The sequence below is a fragment of the Carnobacterium viridans genome (assembly GCF_900102725.1).
Classification (GTDB): Bacteria; Bacillota; Bacilli; order Lactobacillales; family Carnobacteriaceae; genus Carnobacterium_B; species Carnobacterium_B viridans.
Genome location: NZ_FNJW01000008.1, coordinates 1,935,370 through 1,956,080, shown reverse-complemented (window position 1 = coordinate 1,956,080; position 20,711 = coordinate 1,935,370). Strand labels below are relative to the sequence as shown.

Annotated in this window: 20 protein-coding genes and 1 pseudogene; all 21 read right to left on the bottom strand. The window is 34.6% G+C overall.

The genetic code is table 11. From position 1 onward, the window contains the following. Positions 1-2 precede the first annotated feature (2 nt). Positions 3-755, bottom strand: a complete 753-nt coding sequence (locus BLT48_RS10885) for an alpha/beta hydrolase (RefSeq protein ID WP_035021458.1) — start codon at positions 753-755, stop codon at positions 3-5. Between the two features lie 181 nt (positions 756-936). After that, the gene (gene secG, locus BLT48_RS10880) at positions 937-1,173 is read right to left on the bottom strand and encodes a preprotein translocase subunit SecG (protein ID WP_035021456.1); all 237 of its coding nucleotides are present in this window, start codon (positions 1,171-1,173) and stop codon (positions 937-939) included. Between the two features lie 106 nt (positions 1,174-1,279). Further along, the gene (locus BLT48_RS10875) at positions 1,280-2,521 is read right to left on the bottom strand and encodes a DUF1015 domain-containing protein (RefSeq protein WP_089977912.1); all 1,242 of its coding nucleotides are present in this window, start codon (positions 2,519-2,521) and stop codon (positions 1,280-1,282) included. A gap of 8 nt (positions 2,522-2,529) precedes the next feature. Further along, entirely contained in the window at positions 2,530-3,711 is a 1,182-nt protein-coding gene (locus BLT48_RS10870) for a 3-phosphoglycerate dehydrogenase family protein (protein WP_035021453.1), read from the bottom strand. After that, the gene (gene serC / locus BLT48_RS10865) at positions 3,698-4,795 is read right to left on the bottom strand and encodes a 3-phosphoserine/phosphohydroxythreonine transaminase (protein ID WP_089977908.1); all 1,098 of its coding nucleotides are present in this window, start codon (positions 4,793-4,795) and stop codon (positions 3,698-3,700) included. The genes BLT48_RS10870 and serC overlap by 14 nt, the downstream gene beginning before the upstream one ends. A 206-nt stretch (positions 4,796-5,001) precedes the next feature. Then, positions 5,002-5,499 (bottom strand): mannose/fructose/sorbose PTS transporter subunit IIB, encoded by a 498-nt coding sequence (locus tag BLT48_RS10860; protein WP_035021449.1) that lies wholly within the window; start codon positions 5,497-5,499, stop codon positions 5,002-5,004. A gap of 56 nt (positions 5,500-5,555) precedes the next feature. Then, positions 5,556-8,396: a sigma-54-dependent transcriptional regulator gene (locus BLT48_RS10855; RefSeq protein WP_089977904.1), complete on the bottom strand. Its 2,841-nt coding sequence runs from the start codon at positions 8,394-8,396 to the stop codon at positions 5,556-5,558. A 478-nt stretch (positions 8,397-8,874) separates the two neighbouring features. Next, positions 8,875-8,988 (bottom strand): annotated as a pseudogene (locus tag BLT48_RS10845) (hypothetical protein); the annotation flags it as partial. A 365-nt stretch (positions 8,989-9,353) separates the two neighbouring features. Next, positions 9,354-10,238, bottom strand: a complete 885-nt coding sequence (locus tag BLT48_RS10840; RefSeq protein WP_089977897.1) for an SU10 major capsid protein — start codon at positions 10,236-10,238, stop codon at positions 9,354-9,356. Between the two features lie 32 nt (positions 10,239-10,270). Then, positions 10,271-10,753 (bottom strand): hypothetical protein, encoded by a 483-nt coding sequence (locus BLT48_RS10835; RefSeq protein WP_089977894.1) that lies wholly within the window; start codon positions 10,751-10,753, stop codon positions 10,271-10,273. Positions 10,754-10,768: 15 nt separating this feature from the next. After that, positions 10,769-10,918: a hypothetical protein gene (locus tag BLT48_RS13915; protein ID WP_176944118.1), complete on the bottom strand. Its 150-nt coding sequence runs from the start codon at positions 10,916-10,918 to the stop codon at positions 10,769-10,771. A gap of 300 nt (positions 10,919-11,218) precedes the next feature. Continuing rightward, a complete protein-coding gene (locus BLT48_RS10830; protein WP_089977891.1) occupies positions 11,219-11,986 on the bottom strand; it encodes a hypothetical protein in 768 nt (255 codons plus the stop codon). 40 nt (positions 11,987-12,026) lie between these two features. Then, on the bottom strand, positions 12,027-12,881 hold the full coding sequence (locus tag BLT48_RS14070) for a hypothetical protein (protein WP_218123373.1): 855 nt from the start codon (positions 12,879-12,881) through the stop codon (positions 12,027-12,029). Between the two features lie 823 nt (positions 12,882-13,704). Next, positions 13,705-15,027 carry a phage portal protein gene (locus BLT48_RS10820; RefSeq protein WP_089977888.1) on the bottom strand — a complete coding sequence of 441 codons (1,323 nt, stop codon included), beginning with the start codon at positions 15,025-15,027 and terminating at the stop codon, positions 13,705-13,707. Between the two features lie 22 nt (positions 15,028-15,049). After that, positions 15,050-15,247, bottom strand: a complete 198-nt coding sequence (locus BLT48_RS14065; protein ID WP_218123372.1) for a hypothetical protein — start codon at positions 15,245-15,247, stop codon at positions 15,050-15,052. Between the two features lie 42 nt (positions 15,248-15,289). Beyond that, positions 15,290-16,651, bottom strand: coding sequence for a terminase large subunit domain-containing protein (locus BLT48_RS10815; RefSeq protein WP_218123371.1), 1,362 nt, complete (start codon positions 16,649-16,651; stop codon positions 15,290-15,292). Positions 16,652-16,669: 18 nt separating this feature from the next. Further along, positions 16,670-17,083 carry a hypothetical protein gene (locus BLT48_RS10810; RefSeq protein ID WP_089977883.1) on the bottom strand — a complete coding sequence of 138 codons (414 nt, stop codon included), beginning with the start codon at positions 17,081-17,083 and terminating at the stop codon, positions 16,670-16,672. Positions 17,084-17,137: 54 nt separating this feature from the next. Further along, entirely contained in the window at positions 17,138-17,413 is a 276-nt protein-coding gene (locus BLT48_RS10805) for a hypothetical protein (protein WP_089977879.1), read from the bottom strand. Next, entirely contained in the window at positions 17,403-17,663 is a 261-nt protein-coding gene (locus BLT48_RS10800; protein WP_089977876.1) for a hypothetical protein, read from the bottom strand. The genes BLT48_RS10805 and BLT48_RS10800 overlap by 11 nt, the downstream gene beginning before the upstream one ends. Positions 17,664-17,681: 18 nt before the next feature. Continuing rightward, the gene (locus tag BLT48_RS10795; RefSeq protein ID WP_143019114.1) at positions 17,682-18,902 is read right to left on the bottom strand and encodes a hypothetical protein; all 1,221 of its coding nucleotides are present in this window, start codon (positions 18,900-18,902) and stop codon (positions 17,682-17,684) included. Positions 18,903-19,170: 268 nt separating this feature from the next. Then, on the bottom strand, positions 19,171-19,470 hold the full coding sequence (locus BLT48_RS10790) for a hypothetical protein (protein WP_176944116.1): 300 nt from the start codon (positions 19,468-19,470) through the stop codon (positions 19,171-19,173). Positions 19,471-20,711: the final 1,241 nt, after the last annotated feature.

The window sequence follows — 20,711 nt, the reverse complement described above, 5'->3', positions numbered from 1 at the left end:
TTTTATCCTCCATTCCAATCTAACTGTTTTAAAAAGTTGCTAACGTCTTCTTGCAAGGCTTTTCTATCTACACCTACCGTTACCGCATGTTTGCTATTTTCATACCAATGAAAATCAACTACAGAAGCTTGTGTTAATGCTTCTTTAAATGCGACTGCAACTTGTGGATCAATCATTTCATCTTGACCAGCTTGTGCAATAAAAATGGGCTGTGTGACCTCATTATAATGAGCCTTCATTGATTGTGTTAGTTCACTTATTTCATTTAATTGGTTATCTAATTTCCGCTCTACTTCTGGCATGCGGTTAGCTATATCTGTTTCAGAATAGCCAGATTTCTTTTTCAATATACGCACAAAAGTTAAAAATTCTTCTCGTACATTGTTGTTCTTATGAAAATCGATTACTGGTGAGCAAAACGTACCACCAGCTAGTATTGGTTCTTTATCGACTACCATTTTTGACGCTATGATTCCGCCTAGAGACAGGCCAAATACTGCAATTTCTTCGTAGCCCTTTTCTTGTAAAAAATGGATAGCTTCTTTTGCATCTTCTATCCAATCTTTTGGTGATGCGTCTAAAATATCCTCTGGTTCCATTGTGCCATGCCCTCTGAATAACGGTGCATAAACGGTATAATTTTCTTTCTCCAGTGCTCTTCCCAACATCCGTACGTCATTCGGTGTACTAGAGTAGGCATGCATCAAAATAACAGCTTGAGGCCCCTTTTCAAAAAAAAATGATTTTATAGCCATGGGTATTCTCCTTCTTCTCTTTCCTGTAAGTCTTCATTCTACTATTTTACTGTATAATTGCCTTTTTTCATACTCAAACACTATGAAAGGTTGTGAAAAGTATGTCGTTCTTCTAAAGAACTTGTAGATTTTTTTAGAAAAAAAAGCCACCTGAAGATTTCAGGTAGCTTAACTAAGTTCCTTAATTAATTGCTATATAAGCAAGAGCAAGTGCCAACGCAAAGAATAATGTTCCAAGTACTACTGTAGCACGTTGCAATACAGCCTCAAATCCGCGTGCTTTTTGTTTCCCAAATAATTGTTCAGCTCCGCCGGTGAATGCACTAGCAGCATTGCTGGTCTTTGTAGGTTGCATAGCAACTACAATGATAAGTAAAACTGATACAATTAGTTCAGCAATTAAAAGTGTATCGTACAATTTCATTGCCCTCCTGTCTACCGTTTCTTCTACCCCTAACTCTAACATAAAGGAGAGTAAATTACTAGAAAATAAATGAACTTCTCAGCTTACTATTTCCTCATGTCTACTTACTTTCAAGATCGTGGACAAATAATCCACTTAATAACTTCGGCTCGAACCAAGTCGATTTCGGAGGCAATACCTCGCCACTATCTGCAACACACATCAGTTCATCAATCGTCGTAGGGTACATGGAAAACGCTGCTGAAAACGATCCTTCATCTACAGCATCACTCAACGCTTGCATTCCTCGGATTCCACCAATGAAATCAATTCTTTTATCTGTACGAATGTCTTCTATACCAAACAAAGGCGTCAACAGATACTCTTGCAAAAGAGAGACATCTAGCCCTTGTACTGGATGATTCGAAATAAAGTTGGGTTTTACAGTTAATTTATACCATTCGTTATTCACATACATCCCGATTGTCTTTGGTTGTTCAGGTTTGTACGGAGAAGATACTTTTTCAACATCAAATTTTTCAGCAACTTTTTCAAAAAAATCTTCTTGAATCAATCCTTTTACTACTCGGTTGTAATCCCAAATTGCCAACTGTGATTTAGGAAACAGTACAGCCAAGAAAAAGTTGAATTCTGCTTCATTTGATGCATCTGGGTACATCTCTTTTCTTTTTAATGCAACTTTTACAGCCGATTCAGTCCGATGATGGCCATCCGCGATATAGAGTTCCGCTACGTTTTGATCAAATAATTGTGTTAACTTATCCTTAACAGCCTCTTGATTAATGACCCATACTGTATGTTCTACATCATGAAAACTTGAGAAGTGATAAATTGGTTCATTTTCGACTGCCCATTTTTCAATCAGTGCATCAATCGATTCTTGATCTCGATACGTTAAAAAAATCGGACTAGTATTTGCGTCCGTTGCATCCACGTGTCGAATACGATCTATTTCTTTTTCCTCACGTGTAAATTCATGCTTTTTTATGTTCTTTTCTACATAATCTTCAATTGATGCACAAACGACTAATCCCATTTGCGAGCGTCCATTCATCGTTAACTGATAAAGATAAAACTGCTCAGTGTCCTCTTGGATCAACCAACCTTTTTGTAAAAAAGACTTTAAATTCTCTGCGGCTTTTTGATACACTTGTTGCGCATAAGGAGAATTTTCTTCTGCTAAATCAATTTCAGCTTTATCAATGTGTAAAAATGACTTCTCATTTTGATCGCCGATCATTCGCGCTTCTTTTGAATTCAAAACATCATAAGGAAGAGACGCAATTTCGCTTGCGTATTTTTCAGTTGGGCGAATAGCCTTAAACGATTTAATTTTAACCATATTTCCTCCTACTTCCCGTTTGTATTTTTAATTACGCGAACGTCTAATATACCTTCGACACTGCCAATTTTTTTAACGATTTCTGTTAATTTATCCTCAGAAACCGACTCCACATCAATCAATGTATAGGCAAAGTCTCCTCGACTTTTGTTCATTATATTTACAATATTCACTTCATATTCTGCTAATCCAATCGACATTTGAGCTACCATATTGGTCACATTACGGTTGATAACCGCTAATCGGATTGGTGAATTGAGAACCATCTCTACACTTGGAAAATTAACAGAATGAACAATATTGCCTGTCTCTAAAAAGTACTTTAATGTTTTTGATGCCATCTTGGCACAATTGATTTCTGCCTCTTCTGTTGAAGCACCTAAATGCGGTAAAACAACTGCATTATCCAACTCAATTAAACGTTCATCAGCAAAATCTGTTAAATAGCTTTTCAAGTTTCCATTTTCAAGAGCAGTAATAACAGCCTCTACATCAACAAGCTCTCCACGTGCAAAATTCAATAATACAGCATCTTTCTTTACTAAAAGCAACTTTTCGGCACTAATCATAGCTCTAGTTGAAGGCAACAACGGTACATGAACAGTGATATAATCAGAAGTTGTCAGAACTTCCTCAATAGTTAGCACTCTTTTCACACGACTAGAAATGCTCCAAGCTGTATCTACTGAAACATATGGATCATACCCCACTACATCCATTCCTAGACGGTAAGCATCGTTTGCTACCATCGCTCCTATTGCTCCCAAACCTATAACACCTAGCTGTTTTCCGGCTAATTCGCTCCCAACAAATCGATTCTTTTCTGCTTCTACTTTCTTTTCGACATCTGGACCTTTGAGCGTTTTAACCCATTCCACCCCTTCAATGATTGGGCGAACCGCTAAGAGTAGACTAGCTATAATCAATTCTTTCACCGCATTTGCATTGGCTCCTGGAGTATTGAAAACAACAATTCCTTTTTCAGAACATTCTTGTACGGGAATATTATTGGTCCCTGCTCCAGCACGGGCAATTGCTTTTAATTGACTAGGGAAAGTCATGCCATGTAAATTGTGACTTCTTAGCACTATCCCATCTGGATTATCCGTTTCATTTAATTGATAATTTTCTGCTTCGAATTTTCTTAAACCTTCTTCGGCTATTAAGTTATATGTTTTAATGGCGTACATGCTGTTCCTTCCCTTCTACTTTCGTTTCAAATTCTTTCATAAGAGCTACCAATTTATTTACTCCTTCTTTTGGAAAAGCATTGTATAAACTAGCGCGCATTCCACCTACAGAACGGTGTCCTTTTAAATTGATCATTCCTTGGCTTTCAGCTTGTTTGATAAACAATTTGTCTAGTTCAGCATTTCCCGTGACAAATGGAATATTGGTTAACGAACGGGAATTTTTAGAAACGGGCGAGTAAAACAGCGTTGAAGAATCAATAGCTGCGTAAAGCATAGCCGCTTTTTCACGGTTTATCTTCTCAATTTCTGCAACACCGCCTAATTCTTTGAGCCATTCAAACATTAACTTAGCTGCGTAAATAGCAAATGTAGGTGGAGTGTTGTACATGGAACCACTATCTGCTTGTATCTTATAATCCAACATAGCAGGCAGATTTTCTTTTAGACCAATTAAATCTTCACGAACAATAACCACGGTCATACCTGCAGGGCCAATATTTTTTTGAGCTCCAGCATAAATCAATCCAAAGTCAGATACTTCATAGCTACTGGATAAAATATTAGACGACATGTCTGCAACAAGCGATACCTCACCATTAGCAGGAATGTTGAGAAAAGCTGTTCCTTCAATCGTATTGTTGGTTGTGATGTGCACATAATCGTATTCTTTACTTACTAAGGGAATTTCAGGATTCTCTATAAAGTTATTTTCTTTTGAACTAGCAATGACTTCTACTGTTAATCCATCAACTTTCTGGGCTTCTTCTATGGCTTTTTCAGACCAACTTCCAGTATTAACATAAGCTACTTTAGTTTTCCCTAAATTCATGGGCAGCATTATAAATTGTAAACTTGCTCCCCCTTGTAAAAATAACACTTTATAATTTGACGGAATAGTCATGAGCTCTCGTAAAAGTGACTCTGCATCATTCATAATGGACTGGAACAAGGAGGATCGGTGACTCAATTCCATAACCGACATCCCACTACCCTGGTAGGACAATAAGTCTTTTTGTATCGTTTTTAATACGGATACCGGCATAATCGCTGGTCCTGCTGAAAAATTGTAAACTCGCTCCATTTTAATCCACTCCTAATGTTTTCCTTTTATCGCTAATTAAAATCTCATAAAACATGTTTTTAATTATACCAGTATTTTTCTATTTAAACAGATAAATTCCCATTTTTTATAAAGAAATAGACAAATAGACAGACCAGGAAAAAACCCAGTCTGTCTGTTTCATAAGCAATTCAGGTGTTTTTCGAAATAGATGTCTCTTTTAAGAACTACACCATGCCTTCTTTTTTCAACAAATCCATCATATAAACCTTGCTATCTGTTACTACTTTACGAATCTCTAAATCAATTCCTTGCTCACTTAAATAAAGTAAATCTTCAATATCTTGATGATTTACTGCAACTGCGTTTGTTATCATTTTTTTCCCATCTGAAAAACTCATTCCGCCAATATTAATGGAATCAAAACTGACTCCACCCTCTACTACTCTTCTGACGTCACGGGGATTTGTAAACAACAACATCGTTTTAAACGTATTAAATATAGGATCATCATAGATTGAAATCATCTTGTCAATTGTAATCACATTGACATTCACACCTGGAGGAGCAGCTTGCTTTAACAAAGTTTTTCGCAACATATCCTTTGCTACCGCATCACTAATCACTAAAATACGGTTTACCTTAGTTATTTTTGCCCATACAGTCACAACCTGGCCATGAATCAACCTATCATCAATACGAACTAATCGGATTTCCATTGACATGGTCTCTCATTCTCCTCATTATTTTCAAATTGACTCATATGTTACCCATTACTTCGTTAAATAGTTTCTTGATGTGCATCTACAATATTAACAATGTAATCTATCTCTGATTCTACAATAGTTATATTTAATCTTGATTCAAGCAGTTCATTGGCTTCTTTAACCGATTGATAATAAATCGAATCCCTATTAAGTATTTCGTCAGATGGACTCATCGGATCGTTAAATAATACTCGTTCAATCACACCAGCCATATGCATCACTAGACCAATTTGAACACTATTACTCAAATTTTTATTTAATTTTTCTTCTATAACTTCTGTGTAATCCCATAATATATTGATAAACTTTCGCGGATTAAGAAAGGTAAAGTAAGTAGCTAGGTATTCTTCACATAGCTGTTTTGTATCCATGGACTCCACATAGCTTCCTTCAGCGTATTGCTGATCCAAAATGATTTGCCTAACTTTTTCATCTCCTGAAGACTGAAATAATTCTTCTAAGGATAAATGTGGAACATTTAATGCCGGTTTTGCTATTCCCGCTGTGGCTAAAACTTGATAATCATTTGAATTTTTTTGAACTTCTTCTTCCATACCAATTAAAGAAATGGAAAAAATTTCAATGGTTTCATCAATAAAATCTTCCAACAAGCTTTCTACACGTTCCTTGATACGTACGGCTGTCCCTTCACCTGTTGAACAAATCGTAATAATCGCTTTTGGTTTGTAAATTTCTTGTTGTTTTGATGTAGATAGAAAGTCCGGTTTGTCTGCGGGAAGGTTGCTGTATCCTCTGAAGTTTTTTAAAGACCAATAAATTTCATCTAATTGGTTGTCCATAAAAGACGTCTTTCGTGCTGCTTCTAAGACAAGAGGTGTGGTTACCATATCTAATGTTTTTACAGCAATATCTGTCTCACGCATCGCTTTTTCGCCAAACGTTGTCAGAGAGCCCATATCGACCAATAGCAATACACCCTTGCCTTCATTAACATTCTGAATAGAAGTTAAAACCAATTTATAGGCTTGTTGAGGACTCATTTCCAAAGGCATATCTACCGCTTCAATATTTTTAATATCCAGTAATTTAACTACAACTTGAACCATGCTTGTCGCTGTCGTGCGTCCATGCGCAGCGACAACGATTCCAACATCTCCTAAATTATTTTGTTCCTTTAAAGAGACCAGCAGCATGGTTAGATACCAGCATTCTACTTCTGGAACGTTAATTTGGTAGTTTTCTTTCATATGGCTTTTAATCATGATGGCTACTTCATATTCATTTTGGTAATTCAAAATCAATTTATCCAATTCACTGTTTTGTTTGATTTGTACAAAACCTTCTTTTGAACGTTTGATAAAAGAGCTGAGATGCAAACTCATAGCGTATAAGAAGTTTTGTTTAAAATGATATCCTAATTGGTCTTCCGCCATTTTCCAAATTTCTTTCGTCAGTGTGATTACTTCTTGTTCAACAATATCTCTTAAATTATGCTCATTATTAGGAATCAATTGATTCGTTTTATAAAATGATTTTAAATGAAGATTAATGTCTGTTGTAATAAAATTTTCAATATCTTCTTGATTCAAACCTTCATCTTTGAGCATAACAGCTTTATCTCCGATGATTTCATATAAATTAAATGGTAATTCATAGGTATCCTGCTCCAACATATAGACAGAATCTTTAGGATGGATAATCATACGTGGTTCAAGGTAGTTGCTGATCTCATTCAATTCATCTCGATTTCTTGCAAGATTGACCAGCCCATCTTGCAGCTCTTCCGTTAGTAATTCCATGTTGATCAGCATTTCTTCATTGTTGTCCATACTGTTCAAAAAAGCTTTTGCACAAGCCAATTGAATGCTGGATTTCAATTGACCGATATTTCCATAAGTAACGCTTCCAAGTAAAGCTTTAACTACATTTTCTTCGATAACGATTCGTTTATCAATACGGTTCGCTTCAATAGATAATAATAATTTAAGCAGTTGGATACGTTCATTCGCTGGTCGCTCATTAAATGCTGGCAATTGAATGGTTACTGGAATCCGTCGCACGAATGTCTTCAATAAAGCTGAACTTGGGTCTTCAGTGGTTGCACAAATAATGCGAACTTTAGCAGAATACCTTTTTTCTGTTTCTCCCATTGGTTGGAATGTACCTGTATCCATAAAGTAAAACAACATTTCTTGTCCTTCTGGAGGTAATCGATGGATTTCATCTAAAAACAACATGTTATTGTCTGCTTTTAATAATAATCCTTCTTTTGCTTCCGTAGCTCCAGTATATGCACCCTTAGTATGTCCAAATAAATGAGACATCAGCAACTGTGGATTTTGCGAATAATCTGCACAGTTAAAAATAATCAAAGACTGTTTTGGTTCAATGATGCCTTTATCCTGAGAATACTGGTATATAGCATTTGCAAAAAAAGTTTTTCCTGATCCAGTCGGACCAATAATCAGACTGTTTAACCCTTTTGGTGGATAAAAAATGGCTGCTTTTGCTTGCTCCATTTGATTTTTCAAACTGCCATTTGACCCAATCATGTACTCAAATAAATTATGGTCATTTTTTCTAGCATCACTTGGCTCTTCTATTGTCGGTTTCTTTTTGATTAATGATTCATCTTTATAGGATTTTACAGGTTTAGATAAAGGCTTCCACTTTAAGCAACTGCTGTCAATATATCGCACAGGTCTTCCTTCAAGTTTCGCTATTTTTCCTTCGCGAACTAGAAGATTTAATTCTTTGCTTACGTTTGTACGAACAATATTCAAAGCATCAGAAACTTCGCTAGTCGTTAGTCCTGATCCAAATTCTATTTCTTCACTAGTAAGTTTTTCCGTATGCTTTTTAACAAACTGATAAACTAAATCTCTTCTCTTCATTTAGTTACCTGCCTTCCTATATTCTTAATCGCTTACATTCTATCACAAATAGTCCAGTTTGTATCATTATTTTTGATACAGTAATATTTGTGTATCAAAACTGATACGATTGTTCAATTTTTGTACACTTCTAATAAAAATTATTTGATGAATGATAGGGTGCTTGAAAAATCTCTTCGGAATGACAGGTTTGCTTGTGGAGAGCCATGGGATCGCTTGAAGCCTGTAGTCTTCAAAGCTTTCAAGCCTTAAACAAAGCGTAATCGCTGAAGCGCTAACGCTTTGTAATTTGCATTGAATCCAATGCACGGCTACAAGCACTCCCTATTCCTCCAGACATTTCCTGTAATTGATTTGATTATATTCTAACTGCTCTAAAAAAAACATAAATTTAAAAAAATAAAAAACACTTCATTAGTTGCGTTGCCTCAACTAATGAAGTGTTTCTCTATTCAAGAATTTAGTTTAACTTAAATTCTTATTTGTTTTTTAGGTTGTAGAAAGCTTGTAAACCTTCGTATACAGCTAAATCGCCTAATTGATCTTCGATACGTAACAATTGGTTGTATTTAGCAATACGGTCAGTTATAGAGCTTGTCCTCTGATTTCTATTACCACTATAATAGCATTCTTCTACTTATTTCACAACGTTTTTAAGTAAATGTATGCCGAAACAAACAACTTTTAATAGTAGCTATACCAATAAACGACAAAAGGGCAACCATGAATTAACATGATTACCCTTACTTTAATGCCTTTAGACAAGTTTTATGTGCTAATTTTTTTAAGCGGACTAGCAACCACTAGTAGGAAGGAACCAACTTCCTACTTTGTTTTTATTAAAAAAGAAGTCATGATGATGTGAACGCATAAACAAAACTTATTTATTAATTATGTTTTTATGTTTTCGTGTTCTTGTTTTATGCCTTTTTATGGCGTTTAAAACCTTAAGTTAAATTATACTGCTGGTGTTACGTTTAAAACTGCTACTGCTTTTTTAGAAGCTACCTCGATGGAAATTTCTGCGACTGTCATGCCTTTGATAGAGTCGCCTGTTTTAGCAAGTTCTTCATAGTGAGGTTCACGTAGCATTGCAAGTTTAAGAGCGTCAACGTTTACCGCAACGATCTTGTTAACTGGAGCAAAACGGTCTAAGACAACGTTAATCGTACCAAAAGAAGTAACAACTTCATCTACCACGATACCGAATTCATTTGTTTTGTGTACGTAGCTGTATTTGTCTGCAAAGATTTCGTCAATGGCTTCTTTCATGTCAGCATTTACAAATGCGTAAAACTCTCCTTCTTCATTTCCAGCTTCAAACAAAGCTTTAGCTAAAGAACGAATATCTTTCTCGCTGATAACAGCGTCTGCTTCAACAACGTTGTCTACATGAATCCAGTTTACTAAACCATCCATTTGACGTGCTTCACCGTTGGAACCATCATTTTTAACACCCGTTAAAAGTGCTTTTTCGATAGCAATAGCAAGCTCGATTTGACGGTCATTGATTTCTGAAAGTAATAAGTCTGATTGACTAGCACCGATTTCAGTCGCTTGTGCCGTACCAGAAACTTCTGTACCTTTGCTGAAAATTTGAGTAACGTTATTAAGTTCCGCACGTCCACTGTTTACCATATTAGGAATAGCGCCTTCGAGTGCTGTTGCATTGCTGTTATCTAAAGTTTTTTCTCTCCATACATGGTATTTTCCGCCTGCTTTAACAGTGCGTCCTTGTGCCAATAATAAGCTGAATAATGGTGTCGCTTTAGGAGCAACCAATCCAATTGTATCGCTTAAACTAATATTTTCTTGTGTAGTTAATTTATTCGTATCAAACATTTAAAAACTTCCTTTTCTATTTTGTATTTTTATTACCCTAATCGTGCTTTTAACATTGCTTTAGGGTCTTTCTTTGCTTTAGCTAAGCTATAAGCGTCTGTATTACTATGATTGGTAGGTTGATAGGTTTCTTCAACTTCAAAACTTTCTAACAAAGCTTTCAACTCTTTAACTTTTGCTGTCAAAGCTTCACTATCATCTACTTCAACATTGATAAACTCTGCAAAGGCTTCTAAGCCTGCCGATTTCAACTCTATACTTACCTCGCGTTGCCACAAAGCTTCTAGTCTAGTTTGTAGTGCTGTTTCTTTGTCTTCGTCCTCTGGTGCTTCCTCTGGTACTTCCTCTACTGCCTCTGGTGTTTCCTCTGTTTCCTCTGGTGTTTCTAAATCCTCTTCAACTTCTTCTGTTGCTGGTGCTTCAAGTTTAGCTTTTAAAGCTTCATTTTCAGCTTTTAACTCTTTTAGTTGCTCTTGTAACTCTTCTAAAGTTAATTCTTTTTCTTCTTCTTTCAACTTTTGTATCCTCCTTTAACGTTGTTTTAAACTTTCTATAATTACTTGCTGATTTTGTGTTTGTATCTCTAGTATGTTTACTTTTATGTTTGTTAAAGTATCATTAATGTTACCTATTAAACCTAAAACCTGTTCTAAGTCAAATTCTGGTATTTCTTCATTCATAATCTTTATCGTCCTTTTCTAATTTATTTAAAATTGTTTATTCAAAATTGCTCTAAATTGTAAGACAAAATAAAAAAGCCTTTTGCATTGTTTTTTGATTAATAGGAGTAAATCAAAACAATGCAAACGCTTCCAAAAAACGACATTCTACAACTTGGAAAGAAAAGAATATCTGTAAGTTGAGTACTATATTTGGCATACGTATCACTAACTTATAGTAAGTATAACACGAATCTAGAACTTTATCAAGTTTCCTACTACTCGATTACACCAACGTTTACAAGCTGTTTTAAGCTCATTTTAACCCCACGAACCGCTACTGCCCCAACCGCCGTTATCGTCTTCTGGAACTTCTAATTCTTCTACTGGTAAAATTCCGTTTGGATAAACTTGAAGCATTGTATCGTCAATTCGATCTTGCCAATCGTCTGGAAAGTATTCGTCTTGCCATGCTATACCATTCTCTAGGTCTACGCTATCGTTTAAAAGAGTTTGCTTAAAAGTTATTTCAAGTACCCCTTTGCTTACAGTTGATACGCCTAAAGCTTCATAAAGGAACCCACCAAACACAATTTGAACCTCGTTACCTTGCTGTAAAAGGGCTTGAACACGTCTTGTTTTTGCGTTGTCCGTTACAAAAACATGGATTTCACTTGCTAGTGTGTCGCCACCCAGTCCTGTACTATAGTTGCCTGTAAAATCTCCCGTCAAACTTACGACTGCTGGGACTTTTAATAGATATTTCACGGGTCTTAGACCGTTTTTGTCTTCTAAGTCTTTCAAATTAAACGTTATTTCATGTTCAGCTAGTGTCAATAAACCTTTATAACTATTTACTCGTGGAACGACCATAGGGCTTTGCAACAACCAATGAAGACCTTTGTAGAAGACTGTTGCACCACGTTCAAGAGGCTCTTTTGTTGAAATAAAGATATCGTTCTTTGTTTTTATACTTTTTTGTTGGCTTATAATTGCTTGATAAGGCAAACCATCTACATAAATTTGTTGTCCCATTGACTGGAGCAGGAACTCGAAATCTTTTGTGTTATTTTCGAAAATATTAAACATTTTTTCTCTCCTTTCTTCTATATATAATGGGTAAACTTTCTTACAAGAATAGATTGAAATAATTTGAAACTGAACTATCGTCTACTGGCATGGTTCTAATTTGATTTTGCAACTGTTCTATACGATTCTGCAAGTTCTTGCTAAAGTCGCTTATAGTTAGGTCATCTTGTTTATAATTTTTCATAAGGCTAGGATTGTTTGCAAGGGCGTTTAAAGTTGAAACTGCTGTCTCATAAATTTTACGCTTACTACTGTTAGAAGCTGGGTTGTACTCTTCTTCTGCTTGCAATCCGTTTTCTTGAAGGTAAACAGAAATTTTTTCATAGGGAAAATCAATGCCTTCAACTTCTAAATTTAACCGTTCTAAGTTTGTCATTAGTAAATCACTTCTTCCTAGTTTATTTTGTCTTGCTAATTGCTCGTATGTTGCCATAACAAGCTTATTAATCGTTTGTTGGTGTTCTGGTAACTCTATTAGTTGGTTGTCACAAAGCCACTCGCCACTATACGTAAAAACAAAGTTAAAAGCTTGTAACGTTTGCTTGTTTGTTACTGTTACGCCTTTTAGTTTGTTGTGTTTGCTGTCTGTTGTGCTGTACTGGCTTGCTGTCCACTCTAAAATATCCATGCTGGCTAGTAAGTTTTCTGCTAACATAGGAAACAAAAAATTGTATTGTTCTGTTGAAATCAAAGCACGTTTACAGTTGATAGGTATAAGTGAAGGAAACCTACTAAATATTTGTTTCTCTAGCTTTTCGGGATCGATTTTGTTTTGTGGTGCTTCTAAGACGTCTTCTAGCGACGTTTCAACTTTGCTTGTTGGTGCTTGTTTGTTTAGGAAGCTTAAAAGTTGTTTGAATAGTTTTTGAATTGGTAGCAGTGGAAAAAGTAGCATAGTTTGGAGCCTTCTTTCTTTTTGTTGGTTGGTTGGGAGCTGGAAAGGCTGAATTTTTTCGAGTGAGTGTTTTTTGATATGCTCTAGCCTCTCAAAACAAAGTTAGGGTAGTCGCAACCGCTCGCACTCTCTTTCTTTCCCAACAACCCAACACAAAAACACAACCTAACTTGCATTTTAAGGTTGTTTTACATGTCTTTTTAGGAGGTTTAACCTTGTTTACATTTACTTACACGTTCAAACTTAAACGCCCTAAAACGTCGTATTAAATCACGTTAACCGTATGATGGTTTTATGATTGAAAAGGGACTAAAAACCTTGCATAAAACGTTTCTTTTATACAAGGTAAGTTAAAACTAAGACTACTAAAACACTTGCTGATACATGAAATTACGTAAAATCATGTATCGGGAATCCTTTAACATCAAGGTTGTCATTTTAGAAACACTCTCAATACATGATTACATTTATTTAATCTCATAATCATGTATCGTAAATGTTGATACAATAGCTTTAAATAAATGTATATTTACGGGAAGACTAAACGAGTTGAAAGGAGTTGAAAGACTAGATAGGTGGCTTGGTGGTTGGTTGGTTGGTTGGGCTGGCTGGTAGGCTCGTTTCTTTATTTATTGCATTGGTATATACCACTTGTTTTATCTGTAAGTGTTCATTTTTATAGTACCCAAAAACCCTACAAGCTCAACGTTTCTGCACACTCATTTAAAATAAATTAAACACAATGCTTTAACACCAACAATAAATATCAATCCAAACTACCTCCAGCTTTACAACCACCTAACACCACTATGCAACTAGCCTTCTACTCTTCTACTGTCTTATCCTCTACTACTTTAGATACATTTAACCGTTCTAATTCTTGATTAGTATTTGAAATGTAAGGGTTAATCTCAATTGCAGTTTCATTTGAAATTGCACCAATACCCTTAAGACTAACAAGGTTGTCTATGATTTCCGTTTCATTTTGCGGAGTTGCATATGAAAAGACTACGTCCAATGAATCAATATCATCTTCTGTAAACTCAATACCTTTTCTATTCAATAATTCAAATATCTTTTCGAATCTGATTTCAAAACCATTTCTCATATATCTTTCGTTTTGCTTTCCCTTTTGATTTGATAATTGATAAAGAATTTTCATGCTTGTTTCGCTCAAATTACTGACATCAGTGCTATTCAAGCTCACACTAGGAGTGCTAGAGAGGTTTAACATCTGTTGGACTAGCGTATTAAATATCGTCTCAAAGGCCTTTTCGTTCAAGTTTACGCTCTTTAGCTCAATGGTGCTGTCATCATCTAAGTGTATAGCGTTACCGACTATATGTCTGTTCAAACCTCCGGACGTTAATTCTTGTCCAGAAATTACTGTTAACGGATTATGATGTTTATAAAAGCTGTCACTAAACTTACTTAGAATATCCTCAAGTTGGTCTACAATTCCTACAAAATCATCGAGATCACTTTTGCCGTATAAAGAATTAATTTCATTTACATTCTTATAGTGGATTGGTAAACCGCCAACGTTTTTATTTTTACTAATCAGGGACAACTTTCCAGTTCCAATCGTAGAATACTTTTGGACTTCTGTTTCCGAAAACAAAATGAAATACTCGTTTGCCTCTTCACCTGCAACGTAGTGTTCAATAAAACTTACAAGTTCTCCTTCGTCGTCGTAAACTGGATAGGCATTCTCATTTTCAATTACCTTACTTTTAATTGCTTTGCTTTTTGAATCCACAAACAAAATCTCGTACGCGTCACCAAACTTAATAACGTTACCTAACAACTTGAAGTCCGTATCATCATACTGCCCCTTTTTATAGACACGCTTCATTTCTTTTGCAACGTCTTCACTACCTGTAATGGTCAATCGGTTACCTAGTAAGTAAGTCTGCTCTAAATTTAAAATCAGTTTTCCGTACTGTAAAAGTATTTTGTTTGGCTGATACGGTTTCCCGTTGTAGTTTTCAACAACCCTATCCATGATTGCGTGCTTACCGTTTAAATACTTTTTGCGTTTGATAACATCTAATATTCGTTTTTGGTGGTGAAACTGCTGAACTTCTTCAATAAACCATAACGGATTGCTATTGTAGTTTAGCTTTATATATTCGTTTAAATCCATTTCTTTTAACTTCCCTTCTTACTTATACATACCATTTATTATTTTTAATTCCTTGAATAGCCAAACCCAACGCAATAACACTATCATCATGGTTTTGGTCTCCACGCTTGTTTCCTGTCTTTCCATCGGATTCTATAAAAATTTGCATCTGCTCTAAACTTTCCAAACAATTGACTAAGATTAAACTTTCTTCAAATTGTTCTTTTAAGTCTGAAATCATAATGCTTTTACTTTTATTCGTCGTGTCCCAACCTAAACGCTTTCAAGTACGTCCGCTATTTTGGTCAAAAATTTTCATCTTGAATAGATTCATATATTGATATTTGTTTCTAAGTCTTTCCAAAATAGGAATACCATAGCCGTTTCTTTCCACGGTCGTAAATGCGTAATTGTACCAATGCCCTATCTCATTTATCACACTTGCGAACTTGTATATGCTCACTTTATTGTCATAGAAACTTAAGACTTGCTTGCCTGTTTCATCTAATATACTGATAGTGCTACTGTCTTTTGAGCTTCCCGAACTAACATCGCAACCCGCATAATACTTCATACCTTGTTTAGGCAACTCAAATACGTTCAAAGCTTTTCTACTTACATAACTCTTTAAACTAACTGGTAAGCTTGCACCTATCTCTTGTACGCTCATTGGAGGCGTTACATAAGGTAAACGGTTTACAATCTTACTTGTATCAAATACGCTTTGACCGGTCGATATAAAGGCTTCTAGCGCATTACTAGGATATTCTTGTTTGAAACTGTTCTCGCTAGTACCTCCACTTAACTTCCATTGTCGCCACATTAATTGACGGAGGTTAGCGCCCATTTCAAGTAAAATTTGTTCATCATTATCTAACCAATCTGGAGTTAAACGTTTATGATAAGTAGCTTTAAACCATCTTTCAGCTTCATCATAATCACTTTTAAACTGCTGTTTATATGCGCTCGCAAACCACGGAAAGAAGAAAGTTTTATACCTACTCTTACCTTTAGAAGCGTTACTATATAACGTTTGCATATAATTAAAGCCGTTTGCTGTCGTTTCAATTACTAGCTTTGAAGTATCATTCTTTGCAAGCGCCTGTTCAATACTAAGCAAAAGCTTTTCTTGATTCGAATAAAACGCAAACTCACTTAATAATACATATTGAAGATTAAGCCCTCGCCCTAAATCCTTGTTTCCTGCAACTGCTAAAGTGATTGTACTTCCATTATCAAACTTCATTTGAAGCCTGTTGTTTTGCGTATCTTTAGGGAAGTTATATTTTTCATGGGGGAGTCCCCCGTAAAAAGATTTTAATTTATCAAATAAAGCTGTTGCCGAATCTTGCTTGTAGGAAACTACGAGATAGTTTGTTCTAGGCTTATTCAATGCTGACCAAAGACAATAAGCCAAAGAAAAAGTTGTGAATCCTAGGGCACGACTCTTAAGAATAATTGAGTATTTGTCCATGTTTTTTAAAAAATGAGACTGTTGCTCATTTAAAATAAACGGTATATATTCATTTTGGTTATTATTAATTTTTACAAAATTATTAAACCATCTCGCAGGGTCGGCATTAATGGCTTCCAGTTTTTTAGCTGTCTTTGCATTTACTTTTGTTTTAACTTTTGTTGTCGCCAATCAAGCAACCTCCTCTTCTTAAATTAAATCGTCCTCGAAATCTTCTTCAACTTCTACTTTTACAACCTCTACTACTGGTGCTGGTGCTTCATCTGTTTTTATCACAATCTGATCGATTGCTTTGCTCAACTTCAATAAATCAGTGACCGCTAATCTATCGCCGGAAAGTGCTTTTTCTTTTACTTTGCCATAAATCTCCATAATATCTTTTCCTACTTGTTGTTGTAGTATCAAAGCTTCAATGCGCTGAAACTCTGCTGAACGTTCAAATTTATTGAATGTTCCCATAGTTGTTCTTCCTGTAGCTTTCATTAGTTGCGCCTCTGTTTCTACTTTTGACCCAAAAAATCTTAAGTGTGGATACTTAAAAAATACGAACTCTCTTTTAAATGGTGGTAAATCCTTGATTGCCTTGTTTAGTTTATCTGTCATTTTTATAACTTCCTTTTCTAATTGTTTTATTTTTTATTGTCGGGATCGAATCGCTTATCTGTTTAACCAAAACCACGAATCTTCTAGCTCTGCTTGTTCAACTCTTATTTGTAGTTGTACGTCTCTAACTTGGTCTATAACTCTAGGATTTTCTTTCAAACTACTTTCAAGTTTCAACTCAAAAGCTTCTTTCAACATTTCATCTTTAGTTGTTAGCCCTATCTTTATTGCTTGCCTTGTAAAGTAAGCAAAAGGATGAACTTTTGCTATAAACTCGAATAGACTAATAGAATTTTTTACCCTACTGTCTTGCACGTCTTCAAACTTCATCTTCATCTAACCCCCTTGTAGGTAAGTCGTAGCCGTCGAATCGCTGTCTAAACTCTTCTAACATATTTTTAAAGTTTCCGCTCTTATCTTTTGTATTTATATAACTTAGTTTGTAATCAATTAAATCTTTTAAGTTTCTGTCTTTAGTAGTTCTATAAATTACATATTCATTCCATTTAAACGGATAACCATAACCAATTTTGGTCAAATTGTTGAAAACTGTTTCACTCATATTTTCATTTTTGTGCATGTCAAATAAACCTCCTTTCTAGGCTTCTAAAAATTTTTGTCCGTAATATTTTTCTAGTTCTTCGATTCTTTTCACATATAGGTTGTTAAAAAATAAGGCATAATAATCAGTATCAAACTTAAATTCGTCTTCAATAGGTTTTCTCTTACCCATCATCTTGTCGTGCGGGTGCTTTAGACGAAACTTATCTTCTTTGTCTTGTGCAAGCTTTACAACTCTATCCAGTCTTCCAGCCGTAAAGTCTATTTGATTATCTTTTACAAATTTAATTTGATTTGTTTTATAAGCTTCCAGCCCTTCCACGTTATACTTTTTTAAGTATGTTAGTATACGTTTTTTTGTAGCCTTTAAAGTAATTGCATGTGCTGTCCAATAAAAATCAATAGCAATATGATTTCCTTTTTCATCTGTAATATCGTTCTTTAAAAATTCTGAAAACAATCTTTTAACTGTTTTAACCTCTTCTTTGTTGGTTAGGTATTCATATTCGAATGCCTCCACGTTATACTCATTCATTAATTTACGTTTTTGATTGTCAATTTTTTTAACGACTGATTCATGAATATTGATTACTTCACCATTTGTTAATTTTGCTTTTTGCACTTCCCAAAAACGTATAATGTTAGCTTTCTTCATACGTTTTAAAGTGCTTTCTAGTTGTCCTTGCAACTCTTTTGTAAAGTCTAAATAGTCTTTTATAATACGCTTTTCTTCATACTCTAATATGTTTTTATTTATTAATTCTTTAACATGTTGAAGTTCTGCTTCTTTATTAAACTTTGTACCCATTAAATCAAATAATTCTCTATTGACTAATTTAAAATCAAGCAACCATTTACGCATTGTTTGAGCGTCATAGGAAACAAGGTCTTGTTCTAAAGCTGACACAACTATTACATCCATGTTTTTAGTGTAGTCGATACTCCATACTCCATTTGTTGCCCTGCCGTCCTCACGTTCTTTTACTTCATCATATTTTTTACCAACTTTATAACAAATTCCACGCCCTGTTGGCGCTGGTACTTTCTCAATTTCTGAATTAAATTCTTGTTCCAATGTTTTAAGTAAAGCTTCTTCCATAGTTTTTTGAAGCTTTTTATATTTCTTAAAATAGCTTTTTTGTTTGTCTGTTCCATACATTTCCACTGCTATTGCTTTTGTTAAAATTTGTTCTGTCATTTTAAAATTTCTCCTTTTTCCGTATGTATACGGTATTTTATTATTTATTTTAAGGTACACATAATCACTCCTGTATATATAAAACATATCTACTAGAGTGATTATGTGTACCTTAATTAATTCACTCTAGTTTTAAAGACCCTTCTTTTGTATCCGCTATTGTTTTGCTACGCAAAGCCAACCGCTCCTACAGCCCAAAAGAAGCAAAAGACTTGCATTCACTATTATTAAATTTATTTACTAGTCTATTGCGCCTTTTGTTTCTTTTGGGCGCAGGTGTCTAAGAATCGCTTGCGATTGTTTGACAGATGGTGTCAAAAGAAAGGTCTTATTTCTTACTGTGATACCCTTTTTCAAAGCCTAATTTCTTACTTTTTTCTTGATATTCTTTTAAAGCTTCTTGTAATTCTGGTGTCTTTTCAAATAAGTAGAAGCGATCATTGTTCCCACCTATTGAATAAGCAGACGTAATAAAAAATAAACCCTTTTCCTTTAAAAAGTCCTGCTGATACCATGAATAACAAAAGTAGTAGTCATTGTTTCTTTTTTGCCTGTATTCTTCTGCTGTCATTAATGTTCCCCTTTTCTCAATGTTATTGCTGTTACTTGTTTTCATACTTGTTTTCATTTTTATATACATCAAAATAAGCCAAAGCCTATAAGTATCCCTCGGCTTCAACTCATTTTAAATTGGATAAAAGTTATATACTAACTGCTACTTAACTTACCCCTATTATAACACAATGTAAGCCTTTTCTCAAGTTCTCTCGTACACGCTTTGTATCAACGTTTGCTACTTGGTCAAATTGATTCTTTTGAAGTTTTGTATAGGATTAGTTCTCTTTTAATTCTGTACAATGCTATAATAGAATTAGAGACCACTATTTTCATTTTTATGTGTACCCTGTAATAAATAAATTAGAACCAACATTTTTTGATTTTTTTGTACAATGCTATAATAGATATAAGCTAACTATTTTTGCTTATATCTTGACACAGTTTTCTGTTACAGATATACTTTGTTTATAAGTTAGTTTAAATCAATAAAAAAAAAGACCCGTGCAACCGAGTCTTTTAGTAGATTGAATTTAAGTTAAGCGACAAATTGGTTAATTTATACTCGGACACCGTTAAGCTCCCTAGCTTTAACAATGGTGTCTTTTTTTATTGATTTAAAAAAATTTTGTTAGTAATAGAATAATAATTCTTGTAACGTAAAAAGTAATAACTGTTATTTCTCTTGTTGCTTTTAATACGTATAAAACCATTTCTTTTTTTTGCCAAATTTTTAATGTATCTATTAAATTTTTAATTTTGTCTAGCTCCCTTTTTACCAAAAGTCGCCAAACCAATCTCTCATTCAACCTAGTGTTATCATACTATTATTCTCTCTTACTGGCAAATAAATAAACCACTATATATAGTGGTTTTCCTATTGGCATATTCATTTAACACTATATGTAGTGGTAAAAAAACAAGGATTGTGAAAAACAAATTATCAAGAACTTATATTTACCAATGGGTCAACGAATTTTTTTGTTTAATTTTCACATATGCAAAATACATAAAATCTTTTTTTATTTTTTTAATATTTATTTTAAAAAAACTACTCAACTTGCTCTAAAAGTCATATTTTGACGCTTTAAGGCTTTCCACACTTCTGCTCACTCTTTCTAAGCTTATTCATTTAGCTTCATTACAGTCCCATTATATCCTTCTTGTGTAGGTTGTTTGTCTTTGTTGTTGTTTGATTGTTAGCCTGTAGGGCTGATAGGTAGACTTACCCTAGTAAAGAATGAAAACTTTACTAGAATGTTGATAGTATAGCCTTTAGCCGTCTTTTCTATGCGTCACTTGCCCCGCAAAACC